The organism is Catelliglobosispora koreensis DSM 44566, assembly GCF_000379685.1.
Lineage (GTDB): Bacteria > Actinomycetota > Actinomycetes > Mycobacteriales > Micromonosporaceae > Catelliglobosispora > Catelliglobosispora koreensis.
Genome location: NZ_KB903293.1, coordinates 295,547 through 318,092, shown reverse-complemented (window position 1 = coordinate 318,092; position 22,546 = coordinate 295,547). Strand labels below are relative to the sequence as shown.

At 65.0% G+C, this 22,546-nt stretch carries 20 protein-coding genes; 14 read left to right on the top strand and 6 right to left on the bottom strand.

Going from position 1 to position 22,546, the window contains the following annotated elements:
- Positions 1-21 precede the first annotated feature (21 nt).
- Positions 22-1,956, bottom strand: a complete 1,935-nt coding sequence (gene acs, locus A3E1_RS0137835; RefSeq protein ID WP_020526043.1) for an acetate--CoA ligase — start codon at positions 1,954-1,956, stop codon at positions 22-24.
- A 110-nt stretch (positions 1,957-2,066) separates the two neighbouring features.
- On the opposite strand from acs, the gene A3E1_RS0137830 reads away from it, so the two are divergent.
- Complete coding sequence (locus A3E1_RS0137830) at positions 2,067-2,768, top strand: Fic family protein (protein WP_407637411.1); 702 nt, start codon at positions 2,067-2,069, stop codon at positions 2,766-2,768.
- Between the two features lie 470 nt (positions 2,769-3,238).
- On the opposite strand, the gene A3E1_RS0137825 is transcribed toward A3E1_RS0137830, so the two are convergent.
- Positions 3,239-4,045 carry an HAD family hydrolase gene (locus A3E1_RS0137825; protein WP_020526041.1) on the bottom strand — a complete coding sequence of 269 codons (807 nt, stop codon included), beginning with the start codon at positions 4,043-4,045 and terminating at the stop codon, positions 3,239-3,241.
- A gap of 524 nt (positions 4,046-4,569) precedes the next feature.
- Between A3E1_RS0137825 and ssd the strand changes: the two genes are divergently transcribed.
- From ssd to A3E1_RS0137795, 6 genes are all read left to right on the top strand, one after another.
- Positions 4,570-5,619 (top strand): septum site-determining protein Ssd, encoded by a 1,050-nt coding sequence (gene ssd, locus A3E1_RS0137820; RefSeq protein WP_026209238.1) that lies wholly within the window; start codon positions 4,570-4,572, stop codon positions 5,617-5,619.
- Complete coding sequence (locus tag A3E1_RS0137815; protein WP_020526039.1) at positions 5,616-6,620, top strand: TadA family conjugal transfer-associated ATPase; 1,005 nt, start codon at positions 5,616-5,618, stop codon at positions 6,618-6,620. The genes ssd and A3E1_RS0137815 overlap by 4 nt, the downstream gene beginning before the upstream one ends.
- Before the next feature lie 160 nt (positions 6,621-6,780).
- Entirely contained in the window at positions 6,781-7,854 is a 1,074-nt protein-coding gene (locus A3E1_RS45530; protein WP_020526038.1) for a type II secretion system F family protein, read from the top strand.
- Positions 7,855-7,874: 20 nt separating this feature from the next.
- On the top strand, positions 7,875-8,003 hold the full coding sequence (locus A3E1_RS46770) for a DUF4244 domain-containing protein (protein WP_085952287.1): 129 nt from the start codon (positions 7,875-7,877) through the stop codon (positions 8,001-8,003).
- Entirely contained in the window at positions 8,000-8,275 is a 276-nt protein-coding gene (locus A3E1_RS0137800; RefSeq protein ID WP_020526036.1) for a TadE/TadG family type IV pilus assembly protein, read from the top strand. Before A3E1_RS46770 ends, A3E1_RS0137800 begins: the two co-directional genes overlap by 4 nt.
- Positions 8,272-8,589, top strand: a complete 318-nt coding sequence (locus A3E1_RS0137795; RefSeq protein WP_020526035.1) for an Rv3654c family TadE-like protein — start codon at positions 8,272-8,274, stop codon at positions 8,587-8,589. The genes A3E1_RS0137800 and A3E1_RS0137795 overlap by 4 nt, the downstream gene beginning before the upstream one ends.
- Positions 8,590-8,657: 68 nt before the next feature.
- Here the strand turns inward: A3E1_RS0137795 and A3E1_RS44180 are convergent, their stop codons facing one another.
- Entirely contained in the window at positions 8,658-11,216 is a 2,559-nt protein-coding gene (locus A3E1_RS44180) for a DEAD/DEAH box helicase (RefSeq protein ID WP_020526034.1), read from the bottom strand.
- 23 nt (positions 11,217-11,239) lie between these two features.
- On the opposite strand from A3E1_RS44180, the gene A3E1_RS0137785 reads away from it, so the two are divergent.
- The 6 genes from A3E1_RS0137785 (at position 11,240) to A3E1_RS0137760 (ending at position 15,986) form a co-directional block, all read left to right on the top strand.
- A complete protein-coding gene (locus A3E1_RS0137785; protein WP_020526033.1) occupies positions 11,240-11,575 on the top strand; it encodes an STAS domain-containing protein in 336 nt (111 codons plus the stop codon).
- A 2-nt stretch (positions 11,576-11,577) separates the two neighbouring features.
- The gene (locus tag A3E1_RS0137780; RefSeq protein ID WP_020526032.1) at positions 11,578-11,982 is read left to right on the top strand and encodes an ATP-binding protein; all 405 of its coding nucleotides are present in this window, start codon (positions 11,578-11,580) and stop codon (positions 11,980-11,982) included.
- Between the two features lie 142 nt (positions 11,983-12,124).
- Positions 12,125-14,455, top strand: coding sequence for a sodium-translocating pyrophosphatase (locus tag A3E1_RS0137775; protein WP_020526031.1), 2,331 nt, complete (start codon positions 12,125-12,127; stop codon positions 14,453-14,455).
- A 100-nt stretch (positions 14,456-14,555) separates the two neighbouring features.
- Positions 14,556-15,074 carry a hypothetical protein gene (locus A3E1_RS0137770; protein WP_026209236.1) on the top strand — a complete coding sequence of 173 codons (519 nt, stop codon included), beginning with the start codon at positions 14,556-14,558 and terminating at the stop codon, positions 15,072-15,074.
- Positions 15,065-15,592: a hypothetical protein gene (locus tag A3E1_RS44175; protein ID WP_020526029.1), complete on the top strand. Its 528-nt coding sequence runs from the start codon at positions 15,065-15,067 to the stop codon at positions 15,590-15,592. The genes A3E1_RS0137770 and A3E1_RS44175 overlap by 10 nt, the downstream gene beginning before the upstream one ends.
- On the top strand, positions 15,579-15,986 hold the full coding sequence (locus A3E1_RS0137760; RefSeq protein WP_020526028.1) for a RidA family protein: 408 nt from the start codon (positions 15,579-15,581) through the stop codon (positions 15,984-15,986). Before A3E1_RS44175 ends, A3E1_RS0137760 begins: the two co-directional genes overlap by 14 nt.
- Here A3E1_RS0137760 and A3E1_RS0137755 read toward each other — a convergent pair.
- Complete coding sequence (locus tag A3E1_RS0137755) at positions 15,983-16,966, bottom strand: helix-turn-helix transcriptional regulator (RefSeq protein WP_020526027.1); 984 nt, start codon at positions 16,964-16,966, stop codon at positions 15,983-15,985. The genes A3E1_RS0137760 and A3E1_RS0137755 overlap by 4 nt on opposite strands.
- 98 nt (positions 16,967-17,064) lie before the next feature.
- On the opposite strand from A3E1_RS0137755, the gene A3E1_RS0137750 reads away from it, so the two are divergent.
- Positions 17,065-20,745, top strand: coding sequence for a S8 family peptidase (locus A3E1_RS0137750; protein WP_040393054.1), 3,681 nt, complete (start codon positions 17,065-17,067; stop codon positions 20,743-20,745).
- A gap of 372 nt (positions 20,746-21,117) precedes the next feature.
- Here the strand turns inward: A3E1_RS0137750 and A3E1_RS0137745 are convergent, their stop codons facing one another.
- Positions 21,118-22,173 carry a helix-turn-helix transcriptional regulator gene (locus A3E1_RS0137745; RefSeq protein WP_020526025.1) on the bottom strand — a complete coding sequence of 352 codons (1,056 nt, stop codon included), beginning with the start codon at positions 22,171-22,173 and terminating at the stop codon, positions 21,118-21,120.
- Positions 22,170-22,391 carry a helix-turn-helix domain-containing protein gene (locus A3E1_RS0137740; RefSeq protein WP_020526024.1) on the bottom strand — a complete coding sequence of 74 codons (222 nt, stop codon included), beginning with the start codon at positions 22,389-22,391 and terminating at the stop codon, positions 22,170-22,172. The genes A3E1_RS0137745 and A3E1_RS0137740 overlap by 4 nt, the downstream gene beginning before the upstream one ends.
- Positions 22,392-22,546 lie beyond the last annotated feature (155 nt).

The window sequence follows — 22,546 nt, the reverse complement described above, 5'->3', positions numbered from 1 at the left end:
GGCGCGCCTATTTCAAGCGCGTCAGTCCTCGGTCGAGGTCTGCATGCCTTCCTTGATGAGCTGCATGACGTTGGCGTCCTGAAGCGTTGTGGTGTCGCCGAGTTCTTTCTTCTCGGCGATGTTGCGCAGGAGGCGCCGCATGATCTTGCCGGAACGCGTCTTGGGCAACTCGGCCACGAGCTGCACCTGGCGCGGCTTGCAGATCGGGCCCAGGGTCTTGCCAACGTGGTCGCGCAACTCGGCCTCGGAAACCGAAGCACCGCCGCGCAGGATCACGAAGGCACAGATCGCCTGACCGGTCGTCGCGTCAGTGGCACCGACGACGGCGGCCTCGGCTACGGCCGGGTGCGCCACCAGCGCCGACTCCACCTCGGTGGTCGAGATGTTGTGGCCACTGACGAGCATGACGTCATCGACGCGGCCGAGCAGCCAGATCGCACCGTCAGAGTCACGCTTGGCACCATCGCCGGCGAAGTAGTAGCCCTGCTCCCGGAACCGTGCCCAGTAGGTCTCGATGAACCGGTCGTTGTCGCCCCAGATGGTCCGCAACATTGACGGCCAAGGTTCCGTCAGCGTTAGGTAGCCACCGTCGGTCGGCTGGCCCTCGTCGTTGACGATCGTGGCCGAGATGCCGGGCAGGGGACCCATCGCGCTTCCGGGCTTGCAGTTGGTCACACCCGGCAGCGGCGAGATCATGATGGCGCCGGTTTCGGTCTGCCACCATGTGTCCACGATGGGGCAGCGGTTGCCGCCGATGTGCTCGCGGTACCACATCCAGGCCTCGGGGTTGATCGGCTCGCCCACGCTGCCAAGCAGCCGCAGTGAGGACAGATCGAACTGTGCCGGGATGTCATCGCCCCACTTGGCGAACGTGCGGATCGCCGTCGGTGCCGTGTAGAGGATCGTGACTCGGTACTTCTCGATCAGCTCCCAGAAGCGGCCCTTGTGCGGGGTGTCGGGAGTGCCTTCGTACATGACCTGGGTGGCGCCATTGGACAGTGGTCCATAGACAATGTAGGAGTGCCCGGTGACCCAGCCGATGTCGGCGGTGCACCAGTAGATGTCCGACTCGGGCTTGAGGTCGAAGACGGCGTGATGCGTGAACGACGCCTGCGTCAGGTAACCGCCGGTCGTGTGCAAAATGCCCTTCGGCTTCGCGGTCGTGCCGCTCGTGTAGAGGATGAACAGCGGATGCTCGGCGTCGAACGCCGGCGCCTCGTGCTCTTCACTCGCGTTGCCGACGGCGTCGTGCCACCACACGTCTTTGTCTGTCCAGGCGACATCCTGACCGGTGCGCCGGACGACGAGAACCTTCTCGATCGTCGGGCACTCGGCCACCGACTCATCGACGGTTGGCTTCAACGCTGAAGGAGCTCCGCGACGGTACCCACCGTCGGCGGTGATGACGACCTTCGCGGAAGCGTCCTGAATCCGGCCCTTGAGGGCGTCGACCGAGAATCCGCCGAACACAACGCTGTGCGTGGCACCGATGCGCGCACAGGCCAGCATGGCCACGGCGGCTTCGGGGATCATCGGCATGTAAATCGCGACCCGGTCACCGGCCTGCACGCCGAGCGAGGTCAGCGCGTTGGCGGCCTTCTTCGTCTCGATCAGCAGATCGTTGTAGGTCAGCGTGCGCGTGTCGCCGGGCTCGCCTTCCCAGTGGATCGCGACGCGGTCTCCCTGGCCGGCCAGGACGTGCCGGTCGAGGCAGTTGTAGGAGATATTGAGCTGGCCGCCAACGAACCACTTGGCGAAGGGCGGGTTTGACCAGTCGAGCGTCTGATCCCACTCCTTGAACCAGTGCAGCCGCCGCGCCTGCTTCTCCCAGAACGCCAGCCGGTCAACCTCAGCCTCTTTGTAGGCGTCCGCCTTCACGTTGGCGTTTTCCGCTAGCTCGGCGGGCGGCGGGAACTGCCGCGTCTCCTGCAGCAGGTTTTCCAAAGTCTCGCTCATGAGTCGAGGGCCTCCTGTGACGTCTGTCTCCGGGCGATGTTACGTGGGCATTTCTTTGAGCAACAGGAAGGGTTCCTAACTATTACATGCCTATACCCTGAGTGACCATGATGGACCCACTGGCGGCACTGCTCAATCTGACCGACATCGCCGATGCGGCGACCGGTGCCCGCGCTGCGGTAGACGGCGCCTACAAGCACCCGGCGATGCGCCGAAAGGGCGGCCTGGTCGCCGCCGAGGTCAGCTTGCGCTCCGCCGTGGCTTCTTTAAGCCTTGAGGGTACTGAGTATGAGCTCGCCGAAGTCCGCTCCGGCACCGTGCTCGATCCCTTGGTGCAGGGCGCTTTGCGGGTCGCCGAAGCCATCCCGTCGCTGTCTGAGCGGTGGCAGTCCGCGCCGCGGCAGGTGCTCGCCAAGCTGCACGTCCTGGCCGGGACAGGCGTGATCCCCACCGCCGATCTGGGCCGGCCGGTCGTGCCGCTCGATCAGGTCGTGAGCTATGTGACCCAGGGCGACCCGTTGATCAGAGCGGCCGTGATCCACGGCGAGTTGCTGGCGCTGCAGGCGTTCCCGGGCGTCAACGGCATTATCGCCCGGGCTGCCGCCCGGCTGACCTATGTCGCCAGCGGTCTCGATCCACGCGGCGTCATCCCGGTAGAGGTCGTGCACGCGTCCCGTGCGCCGGAATATGTGGGCGCGTCCAACGCTTTCGCCACCGGCACGCCCGACGGCATCCGGTCCTGGCTCAAGCACGTGACCACCGCCGTGGCACTGGCAGCGCAAGAGACGCATCAAATAGCTTCAGCGGTCTAACCGTCCGGATTGGACGGTCGCCGCTTGTCTACCATCCGCAACAGCACCCTGGTTCGTATGCCTGTTAGGTCCCGCCGGGCAACTGTTGGTCGAAAGAGAAGGCCGGCGTGCACATGGGGATGGCGCCGCAATCTCGCGGCGCCATCTCGCACGTCCTAGCCGGTTACCAAGCGTGCACCTCGTCTTATGTCCTCGATCAGGCTACTTGCACCTGCCGTGACTTGCCTTCGCGACGGCTGGATTCGCGCGTGGGTGGCCCGGTGGCCGTGCCTGGAAAACTCGCTACATGTTGCAATTTTCAAGGTAGCTGCCTTCCGTAATCACCTTTCTACGCCCGTTTCGCCGTGATCGCCAGAGGTCCCCCGGAATGTGTGACAGGAGGGAACGCTGATACGTACTCAGCGGTAAGCCATTTCGGTATGCCCAGCGTGTCCTGGCTGAGACCAGGACACGGTTCCCTCACATCGGCGTTATGCGGTCGCGGACTGGGAACGGGCCCGGCGACGGCGGCCATACCAGGCGATGCCGATCGCGACACCGACGCCGAGACTCAGCGCGGCGGCCGCGACCGGAACGGCCGGACGATTGCGCAGGCGACGGGCCAGCGGAATCGGGTGCCGGAACTCGAGGATCTGCCAGCCGCGGTCGGTGGCTTCACGCCGCAGGCTCTTGTCTGGGTTCACCGCGCTCGGGTGACCGACCGCTGCCAGAAGCGGCACGTCGGAGACGGAGTCGGAATAGGCGTAGCAGTCCTCGAGGTCGTAACCGCGCTCTGCCGCCATTTTGCGGACCGCCTCGACCTTGGCCGGGCCAGCCGCGTAAAACTCGATCTCGCCGGTGTAGCGGCCGTCTTCGGCTTTCATGCGGGTGGCGATGACATCGTTCACACCGAGCTGCGCACCGATGGGCTGCACCATCTCCTCGCCGCTCGCGGACACAAGAATGATGTCGCGGCCCGCTGCCTGATGTTCCTCGATCAGCGTTGCGGCCTCGGCGTAGATGTACGGATCAATCAGATCATGCAGCGTCTCGCCGACGATCTGCTTGACCTGATCGACCTTCCAGCCCTTGCACAGGGCAGCCATATAGTCCCTGGTGCGGACCATGGTCTGCTCATCTGCCCCAGCTCGCTTGAACACGAATTGGGCATAGGCGGTCTTCACCACGTCACGCTTGGTGATCAGCCCGTCGCGATAGAACGGCCGGCCGAACGCCAGTGCACTAGACGTGGCGATTACGGTCTTATCCAGGTCGAAAAACGCAGCACTGCGCCCCACGCGCCGGAGTCTAGCTCTACTGAGGGTGATCCTGGATACCCCCGTCAGCCTTTTGACCCGTTACTGATCACTGACTCAATAGCCACGGAGCGTGGTTTGCCGGATAAATTCCGGCGTGTCACGCGTGTCGTTCGGGGTCCCCCCTCGACGGCACGGCCACGAATCAGGCATGCTGTCGCACGACAGCCCCAGCGGATAGCCTCCCCCCGCATCCGCTCGTGGGCGGTTCGGCTCACATCCCCCCGGAGCCGAGCCTTTGGACGGCCCCGTCGGATGTGACGGGGCCGTCGCGCTATTTGCTGGGCGGTTCGGCTCACATCCACAGTGCCACTACGCAGCCGAGTCTTTGGATGGCCTCGTCGGATGTGACGGAGCCGTCGCGCTTTCTGGGCCGTCAGTTATCCACAGGGCACTGATTTTCCACAGACTGAACAAAGTGGACAGTGTTTGGGCGCAGGGTGTTGGCGGCAGAGTTCCGCGTTATGCGGCGCTCACCTAGCTCTCAGCCTTTACGGCCATTGCTCATCACCTCAAATCCGGACCTGCTCGACGAACTCCTCCGGTTGGCGGTCCGGGTTGGCGTTGAGGTGGAGGTGGCGCCGGATTTACCAGCGGCCAGGCGGCGGTTTGGCGTCGCTCCGCTGGTGCTGCTCGGCGTTGATGTCCTGCCCGAGGGTGCGGGTTTTCCTTTTCCACCAAGACATTCCGTCCTGGTGGTGCAGGGTGGCGAGCACGACCCGGATCTCATGCAAGTCGCGGCAGGCATCGGCGCCGAGCACGTTGTTTCGTTGCCAACGGGTGGGCAGTGGCTCGCCGAGCGGCTCGCGACGTCCTATGCGGATAACCGCAATGGCAAAGTCGTCGCCATCATCGGTGGCTGCGGTGGGGCGGGCGCGAGCGTCCTAGCGGCGGCTCTGAGCGTCACCGCGGCTCGCAGTGGACTTCGGGCGCTTCTAGTGGACGCCGATCCGCTTGGTGGCGGTGCCGATCTGCTCTTTGGCTGGGAACGCGAACACGGGCTGCGTTGGCCGGATCTAGCCGAAGCCGGTGGCCGGTTCGATCCGGAGGCTTTCCTGTCCGCGCTGCCCAGTCGCGGTGACCTCGTCGTGCTGGCGTGCGACCGGGCGCCGTCAGCGGTTCCATCCGGGCACGAGGGCATCCTGCTGCCCGAAGAGGTGCTGAAAGCCGTGCTTGAGGCGGGACAGTCCGCTCGCGATCTCGTCGTCGTCGACTTGCCGCGCCGCTTAGACGCCGCTGCCGAACAGGCTTTGCGCCAGGCGGACCGCGCACTGATCGTGGTGCCAACGCAAGTGCGGGCAGTGGCTGCTGCCGCTCGGGTAGCCAGTGCCGTCCTGGCGCACTGTGAGCAGCTGTCCGTCGTGGTGCGGGCGACGGCAGCAGGGCGGGTCCCCGACGGGCAGATCGCGGAGGATTTGCAGCTTCGCATCACCGGGCGCATGCGCGCCGAACCCCGGCTCGCTGTCGCTTTGGAACGCGGGGAACCACCTGGTGCCAATCCTCGTGGGCCGTTGGCGTCGATGTGCCAGCAACTGATCGCTGAGGTATTGGCATGACTGTCCTGTTAGGAGCGGGTCCTTTGACCGCGCTGCTGGAAGATCCAGAAGTAACAGATGTTCTCGTCAACGGGGTTCAAGTCTGGGTTGACCGTGGTGCGGGTCCGGTCAGGGCGCCGGTCACGTTCTCCTCAGCGGAGGAAACACGGCGGCTGGCCCAGCGCTTGGCGACGGCAGGCGGACGCCGCCTCGACGATTCAACGCCATACGTGGACACACAGTTGGCGGATGGTTCACGTCTGCACGCGGTGCTGCCGCCCGTCGCGGTGAGCGGGCCCTACCTATCGGTGCGCACCTTCCGGCTGCGATCGCGCCCGCTGACCGAACTCGTGCCGCCGCACGTCGCCGAGCTGCTGGCCTGTGTCACGGCCGCCCGGCTGTCCGTGCTGATCTCCGGCGGCACCGGTTCAGGAAAGACGACGTTGCTCAACTCGTTGCTGGGCCTCGTCTCGCCTCGTGAACGGATCGTCATCGTCGAAGATGCCGCGGAGCTGCGCCCCGACCATCCGCACGTGGTCAGCTTGCAAACCCGAGCGTCCAATGTGGAAGGCGCCGGAGAAGTGCGACTCGCCAGCCTGGTTCGCCAGGCGTTACGCATGCGGCCCGATCGCCTGATCGTTGGCGAGTGTCGCGGCGCTGAGACAGTGGAATTGCTTGGTGCGCTTAACACGGGTCACGACGGCGGAGCGAGCACGATTCACGCCAACACCACCGCCGACGTGCCGGTTCGGCTGGAAACACTGGGTTTGCTCGGTGGCATCCCGATGGCCGCGCTGCGTTCGCAGATCGCCGCCGCCTTTCAGCTGGTCGTGCAACTTCGCCGCACGCAGGCCGGCCGCCGCCTTGAAGAAGTCGCCATGCTGCGTCGCTCCGGCCCCGGCGGAATCGTTACTACCTGGCCAATCTGGCACCATCAAGCGGGCCTCGGACCCGCCGCCACGGCTTTCGTGCGCCTCCTCACCGACCGCGGCATCACCGTCCCGTCATGGATCCGCCCATGAACGGCGCCAACGCATCGCGGCCCGCCATCTCGTGCTGCCGGGCCGGCCGGCCGCTCACGGGGCGTGCCAGAGCATCGTGGCCGGCAGTCTCGCCCTGCGACGACAGCCGGGGTGAGCACGCTTGCCCGGGGTCCGTGGCGTCGGAAAGCGGTGAATCGCCATGGCCATAAGTGTTGTGGCGATTGCGATCGCGTCGGTGGTGATCGGGCTACTGACGCGGTCGGGAACAGCTGGTGCGATGGTTCTCGGCTACGGCGTCGCGGGACTCCTGTGGCTGAGGCAGCATCGTGTGCGGGTGGAGGCTGACGGTCGCCGGGCTGATTCGCTAGAGACGCTTGCAGCGATGGCCGCCGACCTTCGAGCCGGCGCGAACGTTAGCGACATCGAGCTGCCCGACGATGAGCTCGCGCGACTGGTGACGGCTGCGGTCCGGGTCAGCGAAGAGACCGGTGCTGGGCTGGCCGCGCTGTTGGAACGCCTTGAAGCGCAACATAGAGCACTGTCGCGGGTGGACAGTTCCGCTCACGCCCAGGCCGCGGGCATCCGCTTGACCGTGCTGCTCCTGTTCCTGCTTCCTCTGGGCGCCTTGGTAACGGGGATCGCTATGGGAGCCGACCCGTTCCAGGTGCTGTGGCACACCGACGCCGGAACGCTATGCGCTGCGGTGGCTTTCGCGCTCCAGCTTGCTGGGCTGGCGTGGGCAAACAAGCTCGCCCGGCCAGCCAATGTCCAGGCTCATCGCGAGCTGGCTTTCGCCGCCGACCTCATCGCTGCCGCACTCGTGGCAGGTGCGACGCTCGACCAGGCGTTGCTGCGCGCCGCTGAGGTATTGCCAGGTCCAGCCAGGCAACGAATTTTGGCGGTGTCGCACGCCCTGCGCTGGGGCGTCGACTCGACACGAGCGTGGGACCACCTGGCTCAGGAGCAGAAGGTTCGCAGGACCGGTCTGTTCCAGACAATGCGTGAGGCGCCAGCGGCGGTAGCCGAGCGGCGGCTAAGCCGGGCGGCCAAACGCAGCAGCCACAGCGGCGCAGCGCTCGCGGGCGCACTGTCGCGCTGCGCCGACGACTTGCGTGACGATGCCGCCCATGAGCGGCAGACCGCGTCGCAGCGAGCGGCTGTCTTGCTCGTCCTACCGCTGGGGCTCTGTTTCCTGCCCGCGTTCCTTCTGTCCGGACTCGTGCCCGTAGTCATAGCCGTGCTGTCGCAAGTGATGTGGATGGAGATGCCGTGAAGAGCAAGCGTGACGCCGGAATGAACACCGCCGAATATGCGATCGGAACCCTTGCTGCCGTTGGGTTTGCGGCACTACTGCTGAAGGTGCTGACTAGCGATCGGGTGCAAGCTGCGTTGACTTCGCTCATCATGCGAGCCCTTTCATGAGCCGCGACCGGGGAAGTGCGACAGTTGAACTGGCCGTCGCTCTGCCAGCCATCATCATCCTGCTCGTGAGCGGCCTCGCGGCTATTGCAGCTGTGACCGGAAAGCTAGCGTGCCAGTCCGCCGCGCACGACGCCGTGCTTAAGGCGGCCCGCGGTGCTCCAGTGCCGCAAGGCGTGCTGCTAGACCGAGGGCCGGAAAACGTTCGGGTGACGGTGATACGCGGCCCGATCAGCTGCTCCGCGGTCGCGGCAAGAGAGCCGGGTCTGCCGTGAACGATCGTGGAGCCGCGACTATCTACGCCGCTGGAGCCGGGCTATTTCTCATGCTTGCGGGACTGGCCGTGACCCTCAAGGCAGGCGATCTCGTCACCGCCGCCCAGGCCCAAACAGCAGCTGACCTATCAGCGCTAGCCGGGGCTGCCCGTGCCACGAGCGGCGAAACGTATGCGTGCGCATGCGCCAATGACATCGCTGGCCGCAACGGCGCTTCCGTCGCTTCGTGCTCGCTGCACGGCTGGGACCTCACGGTGACCGTCCGGATCGGAGCAATCACAGCGACCGCGAAGGCGGGCCCGGTTCGCGGCTAGTCACACCTGAACAGCCCCACCCCGAGGCGGATACGCGTTCTGACCCGATAGCAGAGCGGCCCTTTCGCCTATGCCGCAACGGATGTGGGCACGGTCTGGCGCGGGATGTCCACGGCCGCAAGATTGCCAAGGATGATGGACAGGACGTTGACGGCACCTGACTTGTCGAGGGGATTGTTGCCATTGCCGCACTTTGGGGACTGGACGCAGCTGGGGCATCCGTGGTCGCAGGCACAAGACCTGACCGTGTCACGGGTCGCGGTGAGCCAGTCGGCGGCCATGTGGAAGGCGCGCTCGCTAAAGCCCGCACCACCGGGATGCCCGTCGTAGACGAAGATGGTCGGAAGCTCAGTGTCGGCATGGCATGCGGTCGACAGGCCACCGATGTCCCAGCGGTCGCAGCTGGCGACAAGCGGGAGCAGACCAATCGCGGCGTGCTCGGCGGCGTGAAGTGAACCGGGCACGTCCTCCACATGGGACAGAACTTCGTCAGTGAGGGTGAACCAGACGGCGACGGTCCGCAGCACGCGAGGCGGAAGCTCAAGTGGCCACGTGCCAAGGACTTCACCGCTGTCGAGACGGCGACGCTGGAAGGACACGATCTGGTTGGTGACCTCGACATCGCCGAGGAAAACTGAAACGGGGCCGGCGTCGACCCGGGCCCGGACCTCAAGCACGTCAAGGGTCGTGTTGTCGCGCGCGTGCGTTGAAAATGGTGGGTTGTCAGCCGTGACAACAGCAACACCGTCATCAAGATCGAGATTTTGTACTACGTAAACCCGCCCCTGATGTGTATAGACCGCCCCAGGATGCAGGTGATGATGTGCCGCTCCGGAATCGCAAGTGCCGATGAGACGTCCCGTGCCGCCTTCGATCACCGAGACCTGTGGTCCGCCCGTGCCACGCAGGTCAATGTCGGGACGGTGGGGATGCGTCCAGTACCAGCCGGTGGGGCGCTCGCGGAGAGCCCCACTAGCGACAAGATCGTCCACAAGTGACCGTGGGGCGCCGAAGAGTTCCAAGTCGCGGACAGTCAGCGGCTTCTCCATCGCCGCCGTGCACAGGTGGGGCGCCAGCACGTAGGGGTTGGCGGGGTCGAAAACCGTTGCCTCGACAGGAGTGTGGAACAACGCTGCCGGATGGTGCACAAGATAGGTGTCCAGCGGGTCGTCGCGTGCGATCAAAACACAGAGCCCGCTGCGGCCCGCCCGGCCCGCGCGCCCGGCACGCTGCCACATCGCCGAGCGGGTGCCGGGAAATCCGGTTAGCAGCACGGCATCGAGCCCGTTGACGTCGATGCCTAGCTCCAGCGCGCTAGTCGTGGCCAGACCAATCAGGTCGCCGTTGGTGAGCGCTTGCTCGACGGCACGCCGCTCCTCGGGCAGATAGCCGGCCCGGTAGGCCGCCACCTGGCGCCCCAGCCCGTGCTCGACCTCGTCAAGCGCCCGCTTCGCCTGGGCGGCAACAACTTCAGCGCCCCGGCGCGACGGGACGAAAGCGAGCGTCCGGGTGCCGCGCGCGACCGCGTCAGCGAGCATGTCCCCGGTCTCCCGCAGCGCCGACCGCCGCACGGGCTGCCCATCCACGTTCTGCCACCTTGGGCCGCTCGAAGCAGACCCCTCCGAAAACACGTCATCCAGAAACGCGTCGTGCGAACCGGCGGAAGCCATGGCAGCGGAACCCAAAAGCCCGTCTGGCGAAGCACCACCGGCGGAAAACGGGTCGCCGGAGAGCGCGTCATGCGAAGCAACGCCAACAGAACGGGTGCCGCCGGTAAGCGGTTCGCGCGAAGTGCGGCCAGACGAAAGGCAAGACGAAAGGGCAGGCGAAGGCGTAGCGGAAGGTGGCTGGCGGACGCGTAGGCCGGCGTCGTCGAGGAATGGGGGTTCGTAGAGGACGAAGGTAGAGGAGCCGCGGGTGGAGGCGTCGTCGGTGATGGCGGTGACGGGCCGTCCGATGAGGCGTGAGGCCGATGTGGACGGATCGCCGGACGTGGCCGAGGCGAGCATGAAGACGGGACGGTCGCCGGTTAGGCGGCGGAGCCGCCGTAAGACGTGGGCGACATGTGCCCCGAACACGCCGCGGTAACTGTGCGTTTCGTCGACGATGACGTGCGTCAAGTTCCGCAGGAGCGAGGCCCAGCGGGTATGCGACGGCAGGATGGTGTGGTGCAGGAGGTCAGGGTTGGTGAGGATGACGTTCGCGTGCTGGCGGATCCAGTCCCGATCCTCACGCGAGGTGTCTCCGGTGCACAGCTCACTGCGTACCCCCTGGAGGTTTAAGGTTGAGATGGCCCGCAGCTGGTCGGCGGCGAGGGCTTTGGTCGGGGCTAAATAGAGGATCCGGGCCTTGGCGTTGGTGAGCACCGATGTCAGGGCGGGCAGAAGGTAGGCCAGGGACTTGCCCGAGCCGGTTCCCGTCGCGATGACGACATCACGGCCGGCGTAAGCAAGATCGGCCGCGGTGACCTGATGGGCCCAGGGCGCGGCGATGCCAGCTGCCGTGAACGCGGAAACAAGCGCAGGTGGGGCCCACGACGGCCAGTCTGAAGTGACCCCGGGGCGGGCGGAGAAGACCTCGACGTGTGTGATTTGTTCCCGCCGCAACCAGTCAGGGAGCTTATCCACGCCCGCAACACTATGATGTCGGCGTGGAGCTGTCGCTGGCTACCAGAGTCGTTGCCGCGCACACCGTCTTGGAAGTCGGTGGCGAGGTTGACGTTTACACTGCGCCGAAACTGCGGGAAAGAATCGCTGAGCTGCTAGATGGCAACATCAAAGCGGTCATAGTCGATCTCGGCAAAGTGGACTTTATGGACTCGACCGGGCTTGGTGTCCTGGTCGGAGGGTGGCGCAAAGCTAAGGCCAGTGGGGCGAGCTTTGGCGTCGTGTGCGACAAAGAGTCGCTCCTCAAGATCTTTCGCATTACCGCGCTCGATCAGATACTTCCGCTCTACCCATCCGTCACCGCAGCGACCGCGAGCTGAGAGTGGCGGTCGTCCGGCTCGAATTCACCCCGGAACCGGCTCACGTACGCACGGTTCGCCTGGTCGGTGTGGCTGTCGCCCGGCGGGCGGGGGTCGCTGATGATCAGCTCGATGAGGTTCGTCTCGCGATAGGTGAGGCCTGTGCCCGTGCCGTCGCGCGGCACCAGCGCCAGGGCATCCGCGACGCGATCGAGGTCGCCTTCAGTGACGGCGACCGGTACCTCGTAAAGGTGATAGATCATGCCGTCAGCGAGCCGTTGTTCACGGCCGATGACGATGAGCAGCAGATAACTATCGACGTCAGTGCGTCGCTGCTGCAGGGTCTGGTCAAGGATCTCAAGGTCACGCCCTTAGCCAAGGGCACCGAGGTCCGCATGGCGTGGCCTGTGAAAAGACGAAGTCGCTGAGCGTATCGCATGGGAGCGCGAAAGGGCAGCGGCAAAGATCACCGCGTAAACCGCCGGCACTGGGTGTGACCAGGGACACGCCGGGGGATTAGAGTACGCGGGTCGTTTCAACTACGTAAACCTTTGCTTGTGGAGGACAAGGATGTCCCGGATTATCCTCGCTGCCGATACTGGCAGCCAGGTGTCCGTTACTGGTTCCAACGTGACCTTTGTTGTGGTCGCGGCCGTGATTGCGTTGGTGGCACTGGGTTTTGCAGCCGCTTTCGTAAAGTCGGTTCTGGCAGCTGGTAAGGGCACCGCCAAAATGCAAGAGATTGCTGGCGCGGTACAAGAAGGTGCGCAGGCATATCTCATTCGGCAGTTCAAGACCCTGGGGATCTTTGTGCTCCTGGCGGTCGTGCTGCTGTTCCTGTTGCCGGTGCACGACACGGGCGGCAGTGACACGGCAGTCAAGATCGGCCGTTCGCTCTTCTTCATCGTCGGTGCGGCTTTCAGTGCCTTCATCGGCGGGGCCGGTATGGCCATCGCGACCCGTGCCAACCTGCGTGTGGCAGCCGCGGCACGGGCCAAAGAGGGCGGTCGTGAGACCGCGATGGCGATCGCTTTCCGCACCGGTGGTGTGGTTGGCTTCCTGACCGTCGGTCTTGGACTCCTCGGTGCCGCGATCGTGGTGCTGATCTACAAGGGCAACGCCCCAACCGTGCTTGAGGGCTTCGGTTTCGGTGCCGCTCTGCTCGCGATGTTCATGCGTGTCGGTGGCGGCATCTTCACCAAGGCCGCTGACGTCGGCGCCGACCTCGTCGGCAAGGTCGAGCAGAACATCCCTGAGGACGACCCGCGTAACGCCGCCACCATCGCCGACAACGTTGGTGACAACGTCGGTGACTGTGCCGGTATGGCCGCTGACCTGTTCGAGTCCTACGCGGTGACCCTGGTCGCGGCGCTGATCCTCGGCAAGCTTGCCTTCGGCGAGGACGGTCTGGTCTTCCCGCTGATCGTCTCCTCGATCGGTGTGATCATCGCGATCCTTGGCGTGTTCATGACCCGCCTGCGCAAGACCGACAAGAGCGGCATGACCGCGATCAACCGGGCGTTCTATGCCTCGGCTGTTATCGCGGCGATCGCTGTCGCGGTCGCATCGTTCACATACCTGCCCGCGACGTTCGCCGAGCTGGGCAAGCCCGAGTTCGGTGGCAACCCGCGCTGGATCGCCATTGGCGCCGTCGTCATCGGCATCGTGCTGGCCGCCGCCATCCAGGCGCTGACCGGCTACTTCACCGAGACCAGCCGCAAGCCGGTCAAGGACATCGGCGAATCGTCGGAGACGGGTGCGGCGACTGTCGTGCTCGCCGGCATCAGCGTCGGCCTGGAGTCGGCCGTTTACTCCGCTCTGCTCATCGGAGCCGGCGTTTACGGTGCGTTCCTGCTCGGCGGTGGCGCGCTGACGGTGTCGCTGTTCGCGATCGCTCTGGCGGGCTGTGGTCTGCTCACGACGGTTGGCGTCATCGTCGCCATGGACACCTTCGGCCCGATCTCTGACAACGCGCAGGGCATCGCCGAGATGTCAGGTGACATCGACAAGCAGGGTGCGCGCATCCTGACCGACCTCGACGCCGTCGGTAACACCACCAAGGCGATCACCAAGGGCATCGCGATCGCCACGGCAGTGCTGGCCGCGACCGCGCTGTTCGGGTCGTACACGGCTTCGCTTGACCCAGCGATCATCGGCAAGACGATCGACTCGCTGCTCAACGTCGCCAACCCGGCCAACCTCGTCGGTCTGCTCATCGGTGTCTCGGTCGTGTTCCTGTTCTCGGGACTCGCGATCAACGCCGTGTCGCGTTCCGCCGGTGCCGTGGTCCGTGAGGTTCGCCGTCAGTTCAAGGAACTGCCGGGGATCATGGACGGCTCGCAGCGTCCCGAATACGGCAAGGTCGTCGACATCTGCACCCGTGACGCCCAGCGTGAGCTGATCACGCCGGGTCTGCTCGCGGTGCTGGCGCCGATCGCTGTCGGCTTTGGACTCGGGGTCGGTCCGCTCGCGGCCTACCTGGCTGGCGCCATCGGTGCCGGCACGCTGATGGCCGTCTTCCTCGCCAACTCCGGTGGTGCGTGGGACAACGCCAAGAAGATGGTTGAAGATGGCGCTCACGGTGGCAAGGGCTCGCCCGCGCACGCCGCGACCGTTATCGGTGACACCGTTGGTGACCCGTTCAAGGACACCGCCGGCCCGGCCATCAACCCGCTCATCAAGGTGATGAACCTGGTTTCGCTGCTCATCGCACCGGCCATCGTGACGATGACCTACGGCGCGAGCAGCAACACCGGCGCCCGCATCGGCATCACCGTTGTCGCCACGCTGATCGTGGTCGCCGCGGTTGTGTTCAGCAAGCGCAAGCCGGCCGCCATCACCGCCGGTGACTCGGGAAAAGATGAAAGCGCGCCTAAGCAACGCGCGAAGGCGAAGGTCTAGTTTTTAACGCAAGTCGCGGGGCCGCTCACATCTGTGGGCGGCCCCGCTTTCTGTTCGGTAGGACTACTAGGTGTCAGAGGAAGTGTCTAGGCTGCACATCATGCGAGGGCCCCTTGTCGTAGCGGTGGCGGTGCTGGCGTTGGTAGCCGGCTGTGCCGGGGGTCCGCCGCCGCGTGCCTGGGCCGCCGAAGTCTGCTCGGTGCTCAACCCCTGGCGAGCCGAAATCAACATGCTGACCGAGCAGGCGCAACGGCAAACGCAAGAGTCCACAACACCGGAACAAGCCAAGGAAAACTTGGTCCGGATGCTTCAGGGCGCCCGTGACGCGAGCGAACGCGCACGGGGCGGGCTAGCCAAGGCCGGAGTGCCCGAAGTGGACGGTGGCGACAAAATCGCCGAAGGGTTCACCTCGTCGCTTTCCAAGATGCGTGACGCCTACGGGCGGGCACACGACTCGGTGAAGGCGTTGCCAACCGGTGAGGCCAGCACGTTCTACGACCAGGTCCGGGCCGCGATGGCCACCTTGCAACAGGAGTACGCGGCAAGTGCGCTCGACACCAGTGATCTCAACTCAACCGAGCTGCAAGCCGCCTTCGCCGAGGCACCGGAGTGCCATTGAGGCAGCTGGTTATCTTCTCCGCGGACTCCGCCCGCCCCCGCATCTCTGACCTCGCCGGCCTGCTTATCGCGCCGGGCGAGGTGACCCGAATGGGAGGCACGGCGCGCGTCAGCGTGCTCGTTAATGCCGCCTGGCGCGTGCATGGGCTGGCCGCCGAGTTCGCGGCACGCCGGCTCGCGATGTCGTGGGAGTCCACTTCGGACGGACAGTTCCAGGTGCGCACTTCGTACACGTCGGCGCTGGTTCCGCTGGTCCCACCGTCGTTTCTGGACGGTTCGCGGCTGCGGCTGTGGTTCCTGGCGGCCGGGCGTGTCGAGGGCAACGAGATCGTGCTCGGGCTGGGCAACAACCACGCCCTGGCGCGTCCCGCGCTGGCTCCGCTCGGGCTCGACGGCGAAGTCGTGAAAGGCCCAGCGATCCGCATTCCCGGCAAATCAAAGGTCAAGCGGCTAGCTGACTTAATTGGCGAGCGCCCCACGAGCGCGCCTCCGTTAGCATGGCCGGATGGCCATCGTTGAGCGTCTGACCGAAACTGCTGACGTAGCACCGTTTTCGGGACTCTCCCACGCCGTGACCGTCACCGGCACCCTAGGCTTCATCTCCGGCCAAGTCCCCCTCGATCGCGACGGCAACCTCGTCGGTGCGGGGGACCTCGAAATTCAGACCAGGCAAGCGATGCGCAACATGGAGTCGATCCTGCATTCCCTGGGCGCGGGCTGGGCTGACATCGTGCGATTTACTTGGTACATCATGGACGCGGGCAAGGCCCAAATCGTCCGTGAGGTGCGCGACGAGTTCCTTAGACCGGCCCTGGGCGACAAGCCCAACCCGGCCAGCAGTCTCATCCAAGTCGCCGGGCTGTTCCGTTCCGGCATTCTGATCGAAGTTGACGCGGTCGTCGCTATCCCCTAGGCCCAGTGGGCGCGGGCGGCGTGCCAGCCGAGTTGCAACCGGGTGTGCACGCCGGCCAGGTCCATGAGGTCGCGCACTCTTCTTTGGACCGTCCGCATCGACAGGCCTAGCTGTGAGGCGATCGAGGCGTCGGTGAGGCCCGCGAGCAAGAGCGACAGGATGTGCCGGTCCAGGTCGGCAAGTGGTGTGCCGGGACCGGCAGCCTCCACGATCCCTTGGGGCTCAAGGCGAAGCGGGCGTGCTCGTTCCCAGATGTTGTCAAAGAGCGCCAGCAGCGCGTCGAGCAGACCGCTGCGGTGAACCAAGAGAGCCGCTGGTGCCCGGCCGTCCGCGTCCATGGGGACCATGGCGAGGTTTCGATCGGCGATGAGCAGCTTTATCGGTACCCTCTCAATGATTCTGACCTCTTCTCCGGAGCCGATGGCACCGCCCAGGTCCTCGTTGGCGCCGTCTTGTTCGAAGATCGCGCGCTCGACGACGACGCGGTAGTGGACTCCCCGCTTGACGCTCTCGTCTTCGTCTGGGTAGTCGCGCCGTCCAACCGCGACGGTCTGTGCCGTTACCAGGGCACGGACTTCTTTCTCGGCATGGGCGTGGATGTGGGCGAACCGTTTGCCGATGAGTTCGATGCCGGTGATGACCTCGACGAGGTCGCCCGCCGTGCGGTCGCTCGCGGTGACCCAGAAGCGTTCGGTGAGGGCGGCGAGTTCGAGTTCGGCCCGGCGTAGGTCTTCGCGGCGCTGGCGGACAAGGGGGCCGAGGGCGATGGCCGGAGAGGTGGCGACGAAGCGGCTTTCGCCCTGGTTTCCGGTGCGGGCGACGAGTCCCTGAGAGGTCAGCAAGGCGAGCAGTTTCTCGACCTCGCCGACCGGCATCTCCAAGGTTGCGCTTAGTACTGCCGCGGTCGCTGAGGGATATTCCACCAGCGCCCGGTACAGGGCTTCCTCGTCTGTGCTTAGCCCAAGTGTCGCTAGAACCACCCGGCGAGTATGCCCGGTCGTGGCGGGTTTATGCCATGACGGAACTTCGCCAGCAGCACGGTATTCACCTGGGCTTTCAAGCGGAGTAGACCGTTGACATGCCATCCCCCTCAGTGCCCCCACGCCTGCGCCGGAAACTGCTATCCGCAGTGACCGTGGTGAGCCTTGCCGCAGCCGGGCTTGCCGCGTCGTCGACTTCGACGATGGCGGCGCCCTCGCCCGTCAAGCCAGCCAGCGCGGTCAAGGCGACCCACACCGTCACCTTGATCACCGGCGACCGCGTTACCGTCACGACCCTGGCCGACGGCAAGCAGACCGTCGACGTCACGCGCCCGGCCAACGCCACTGGCGGTGTTCAGTTCCGGGAAGCTGGCGGCGATCTGCTCGTGCTGCCTGACGAGGCGATGGGTTTGCTCGCCGCGGACAAACTCGACCGCCGTCTGTTCAACGTCACCGATCTGATCGAGATGGGTTACGACGACGCTCGTTCTGATGGGGTGCCGCTGATCGCCACCTTCGCCCCGGCGAAGACCCGTGGTCTGGCCCCATCCGCGCCGCAGGGCAGCAAGAAGGTACGCGATCTGGCAAGCATCGGGGGCGCGGCACTGAAGGCTGACAAGAAGCAAACGCGCACGTTCTGGAGCAGCGTCGCCCCAGCGGGCAGTCTGACCCTGGGTGCCGGTGTCACCAAGCTCTGGCTCGACGGCAAGGTCAAGGTCAACCTCAAGGAGAGCGTCCCGATGATCGGGGCGCCCGACGCTTGGGCCGCTGGCTTCAACGGCGCCGGCGTCAAGGTCGCCGTGCTCGACACGGGCATCGACGTGGCCCACCCCGACCTCGCCGGGCAGATCGACGAGATGGTCAGCTTCGTGCCCACCGAGTCAGTGGCTGACATCAACGGCCACGGCACGCACGTCGCCTCCACCATCGTGGGCACGGGCGCCGCTTCCAACGGCGAGAACAAAGGTGTCGCTCCTGGTGCGGATCTGATCGTGGGCAAGGTGCTTGGGGGCACCGATGGCTACGGCGACGACTCCTGGGTGCTCGCGGGCATGGAATGGGCCGCGAAGTCCGGTGCCGACGTCATCAGCATGAGCCTGGGAAGCGGGCCGACGGACGGCACCGACCCGATGTCGATGGCAGTGGATGCGCTGTCAGCCCAGTACGGTTCGCTGTTCGTCATCGCCGCCGGCAACAGCGGCCCGGAAACCCTGTCCTCGCCCGCGACCGCCGCGAGCGCGCTTTCCGTTGGCGCGACTGACAAGCAAGACAACCTGGCTTACTTCTCCAGCACCGGCCCCGTTTTCGGCTCAGGTGCGATCAAGCCGGACCTGAGCGCACCCGGCGTCGACATCAACGCCGCCTGGTCGTCACAAGCCCCAACCCCAAGCCTTTACAACTCCATCAGTGGTACGTCGATGGCGACTCCCCACGTCTCCGGTGCCGCCGCGATCCTGATGCAGCAGCACCCGGACTGGACAGGACAGCGCATCAAGGACGCGTTGATGAGCAGTGCCAAGGGACTCGCGGAGTGGTACACGCCTTATGAGGTCGGCACGGGCCGGCTCGACGTGACCGCGGCGATCCGCAGCACGATAACGGCCACCGGTTCGGTGTTCCTCGGCAACTTCGACTGGCCACACGAGCCAGGCGACGCCCCCGTGAGCAAACCGGTCACGTTCACCAACTCAGGCACGGCAGACGTCACGCTGAACCTGACGTTGAACGCCACCGGACCGTTGACGCTTGGCGCCTCCACGGTCACCGTTCCGGCCGGCGGCACCGCTTCTGTCAACGTGACAGGGGACCCGACGGGACCCGACCACGGCCGCTTCACCGGCTATCTCGTAGCCACGGATGCCGCGACCGGTCAGGCGGTTACCCGCACCTCGGTCGCGCTGATCAAAGAAAACGAACGCTACAACCTGACCATCAAACTCAAGGACCGGCAAGGAAACCCGGCCAAGGGCCAGGTCGTCATGGACATCGCCGGTGACTTCTGGAGCTACGTGCTTCCGGTTGACGGAGAAGGCACGTTCCGTCTGCCGCCAGGTCTGCTGACGCTGTCGACCGCCATGGACGTGACGGGCGAGCGGCCAGATTCGCTTGGTATGGCGGTACTTGTCGACCCGGAGACCGTGTTCAACAAGAACACCGAGGTCGTGCTCGACGCCAGCAAGGCTCGTCTGCTTGACACACGCGCACCACAGTCCACGGAGGACCGTCAGCGCAAGATTGACTTCCAGATCGATTACGACGGCAACCTGGGCCGGGTTCGTGCGGCATACCAGGTGCCGGTCAAGTACGACGACCTCTACCTCTCGCCAACGGAATCGATGACAAAGGGCGAGTTCGCCGCATCGACACGTTGGCGCAAGGGCGAAAAGACGTTGTCCGTCAAGGCTTTCGGCCTGCTTCCCTTCGACGTGACGGTGCAGCCCGGCAGCACGGTGACCACAGGAACCGATCTGCTCGCAGCGGTCTACGCCGGAGACGGTGCCGCCAGCGACTACAAAGGCCTTGATGCTAAAGGTAAGACCGTTGTCGTCACCCGTAGCGACGCTGTATCGCCCACTGACCGGACCGCCAACGCGGTCGCCGCTGGCGCCAAGCTGTTGCTGGTCGTCAACGACGGCGCGGGAATCCTGAACGAGTGGGTCGGAGAATCGCCGATCCCGGTCGCGACCGTTCACCGCGACGCGGGCGCACTGCTCGTGTTCATGGCTAAGACGGGCAAGCTGAAGCTGACCGCCGCCCAGGTTCCTTACGCCACTTACCTTTACGACCTGACCCGCAACTACCCGGGACAGGTGCCGAACAAGGCGCTCAGCTACCACCCGAGCCGGGCTGACCTCGCCCGCATCAACTCGCACTTCTACGCCGTCAGCGACCGCGAAGGAGCCGGGTACCGGTGGGACATGACGTTTAGCCCATCGTTCGGCTTCCGTGAGCGTGAGTCACACCCGGGCATCCGCACCGAATACGTGACCCCGATCCAGGTCTGGCACGAGTCACACGAACAGGGCGAGTGGACCGACACCGTGTTCCACGACTCCTACGGCAAGGGAACGGTCACCCGGACGAACTGGTTCGCACCGGCTATCCGGCCCGCGTTCACCCGTGCCTTCGCGGTGCAGAACGGACGCTACCGCGACTTCATGACACTCAACGTGCAAGCGTTCAGCTCCTCTGGCAACGACGGCATGGAGCACGGCGGCAACATGGGCTGGGGCTCGGTTCCCAACACCATCAAGCTGTATCAGGGCGACACGCTGATCGACGAGAACCAGTGGAACTCCGATCTGCAGTGGGCCGAAGTGCCGACGGGCAAGCTGCCCTTCCGTGCCGTGGTCGACAGCGAACGCCCGGCGGAATGGCGTCTGTCCACGCGGACCCACACGGAGTGGGACTTCTTCTCCGAGTCCAACGACGCTGACAATTTCGTGCCGATGACGTTGCTACAGCTGAACTACGCGCTCGCCACCGATCTGCGCGGCGACGTGAAGTCTGGCCAGACCCACGACATCAGCATCTGGGCGGGTCCGCAGCCTGGCGGATCTGGTACCGGAAATATCACTTCCGTGACGCTCGATGTGTCCTATGACGACGGTGCCACGTGGCAGAAGGTGACGCTCCTCAAGGGCGCCAACGGAAACTGGAAGGGCAAGCTGAAACTCACCGGCGCGCCCGGCGGCTTCCTGTCGGTTAAGGCTTCCGCCACAACCGATTCCGGCTACGCCATCCGTCAGGAGATCATCCGGGCTTACGGCCTGAGCTAACACTCCCCCCAGAAAGGATGGCCCGGTCTTGCCCCCAACAGGACCGGGCCATCACTAATCTCGGCTTAGGGCCATGGATGGTGTGGACGATGCGGCTGCAGGAATGCCGGACGTTGTCGCCGGTTGCCACACACATCGCGAAAGCGTTGGGGGAGACGCGGCCAGACAGGTGATATTCCCTGGGCCAGAAGCGGAATTTGATGGTCTCGCCCGTGCGGTCGAGGTAGTTCAGGGTGCGAAGCGGCCCGGTCCCCCAGCGGGACCGGGCCGTCGTTTAGCTAGAACATCCAGCAGTCGGTGCAGGGGTCCATGACGTGTGCCAGCTGGATCGGTTCAGCGGCTAAGCCAACGAAAAGCAGCAGCGCGAAGAGGCTAATCAGCCTCCCCAATGGAAGTTTCACTTGTCCCCGTTTCTATCCCCGTTGTCCCCGTTTGGTGTCGCTGCCAAGTGCTTTGGGCTCCCAGCAAGAGCCCAAGCTGGAACCGGTTGCGCACTTGGTATCGCTCCATAAGCCCAGCCATGGCGTAGCTGATGGAGCGCCCGCTGATGTTTAGGCGGGCGGCGATGGTGTCGTCGGTGAGACCTTCGGCCATGAGGGAGACGATTTCTGTCTCCCGCTGGGTGAGAGCTGGGCCCGGCGTGGGAGTCAGCTTCACGGGTTCCGCTCGCTCCCAGCGCTGGAGGAACAGCGAAACCAGAGTGTCGACAATGGACGGATTCCTTATTTCCCAAGCGCCCTTATGGTAATCGCCCGGGTCAAGGGGTATTATCGCCGTCCGTCGATCGTAGATCATCACCTTTACGGGGAGTGCTGCTAGCTGGCGGTTCTCGTCTTTGCGATGACGCAGTTCGCCGCTGTATTGCTCGGGTGCCTCGGCATAAACCGTCGGCACGAAGATGCCCTTACTCGCTAGACCCCGCAAGGCGGCAAAGCGTGCGACCGGTGCGGCGGCGCGCCGGGACTCCAGACCGAAGGCGGCCTGAGGGCTCATGGAAAGCCGCTCCTGCTTGGTTTGCGCGATCAGCTCGGCGATACGCTCCCGCGTTTTATGACTGCCGTTGAGTGGCCGCACCATGCCGACGAGGGATCCCGCGATGAGCTGCTCTTCGCGAATCGGGATGCCTGTGCCGTCGAGGATGTCGCGCACAGCTTGCAGCGCGCGGGCTTCGCGTTCGCGGCGCTCTTTAAGCGCGGCAAGGAAATCGCGGGGAGCCGCGGCCTTCCATTCGCGGTCGTCTCCAGGAAAGGGAGTCGCTCCGCCGACGGCGTAAAGCTCGTCCAACGCGGAACGGACGATCTCGCGCGGCAGATCGAGACTGCGGTTGATATCGGCGACCCGGTTGGGGCCAAGGATGGTCAGCGCCCGGTAGACGAGGTCGGCATGCGGGGAGACACCCCAGCGGGCCAGCGAGGGGACAGCGGTCATAACGGTGCTTCTCCCTCCTCATTGGACAGCTCGTCGATCTGAGCGCCTAGCAGCAACCCAAGTTGAAACCGGTTGGTGATGTCATGCCGTTGCATCAATCCAGAGATCGCGTAAGCGATGGAGCGCCGGCTGATTCCCATCCGGGCAGCGACAGCTTCGTCGGTATGCCCATCGGCGAGCAGGGAGATGATCTCCTTCTCCCGCGGCGTCAGCTCCATAGCCGGTCCTCCTGTCCCGGATCGATTGCGACTTTGTGCAAAGGAAATCCTCGCGCGAGACAAGAGCGCTGGGAAGGCCGAATATTGCCACCTGTAGGCAATTTCCGGGGGTTGGCAGGCGGGTAGTCTCCCCGCCTGCCAAGTGCCTCTCCGCT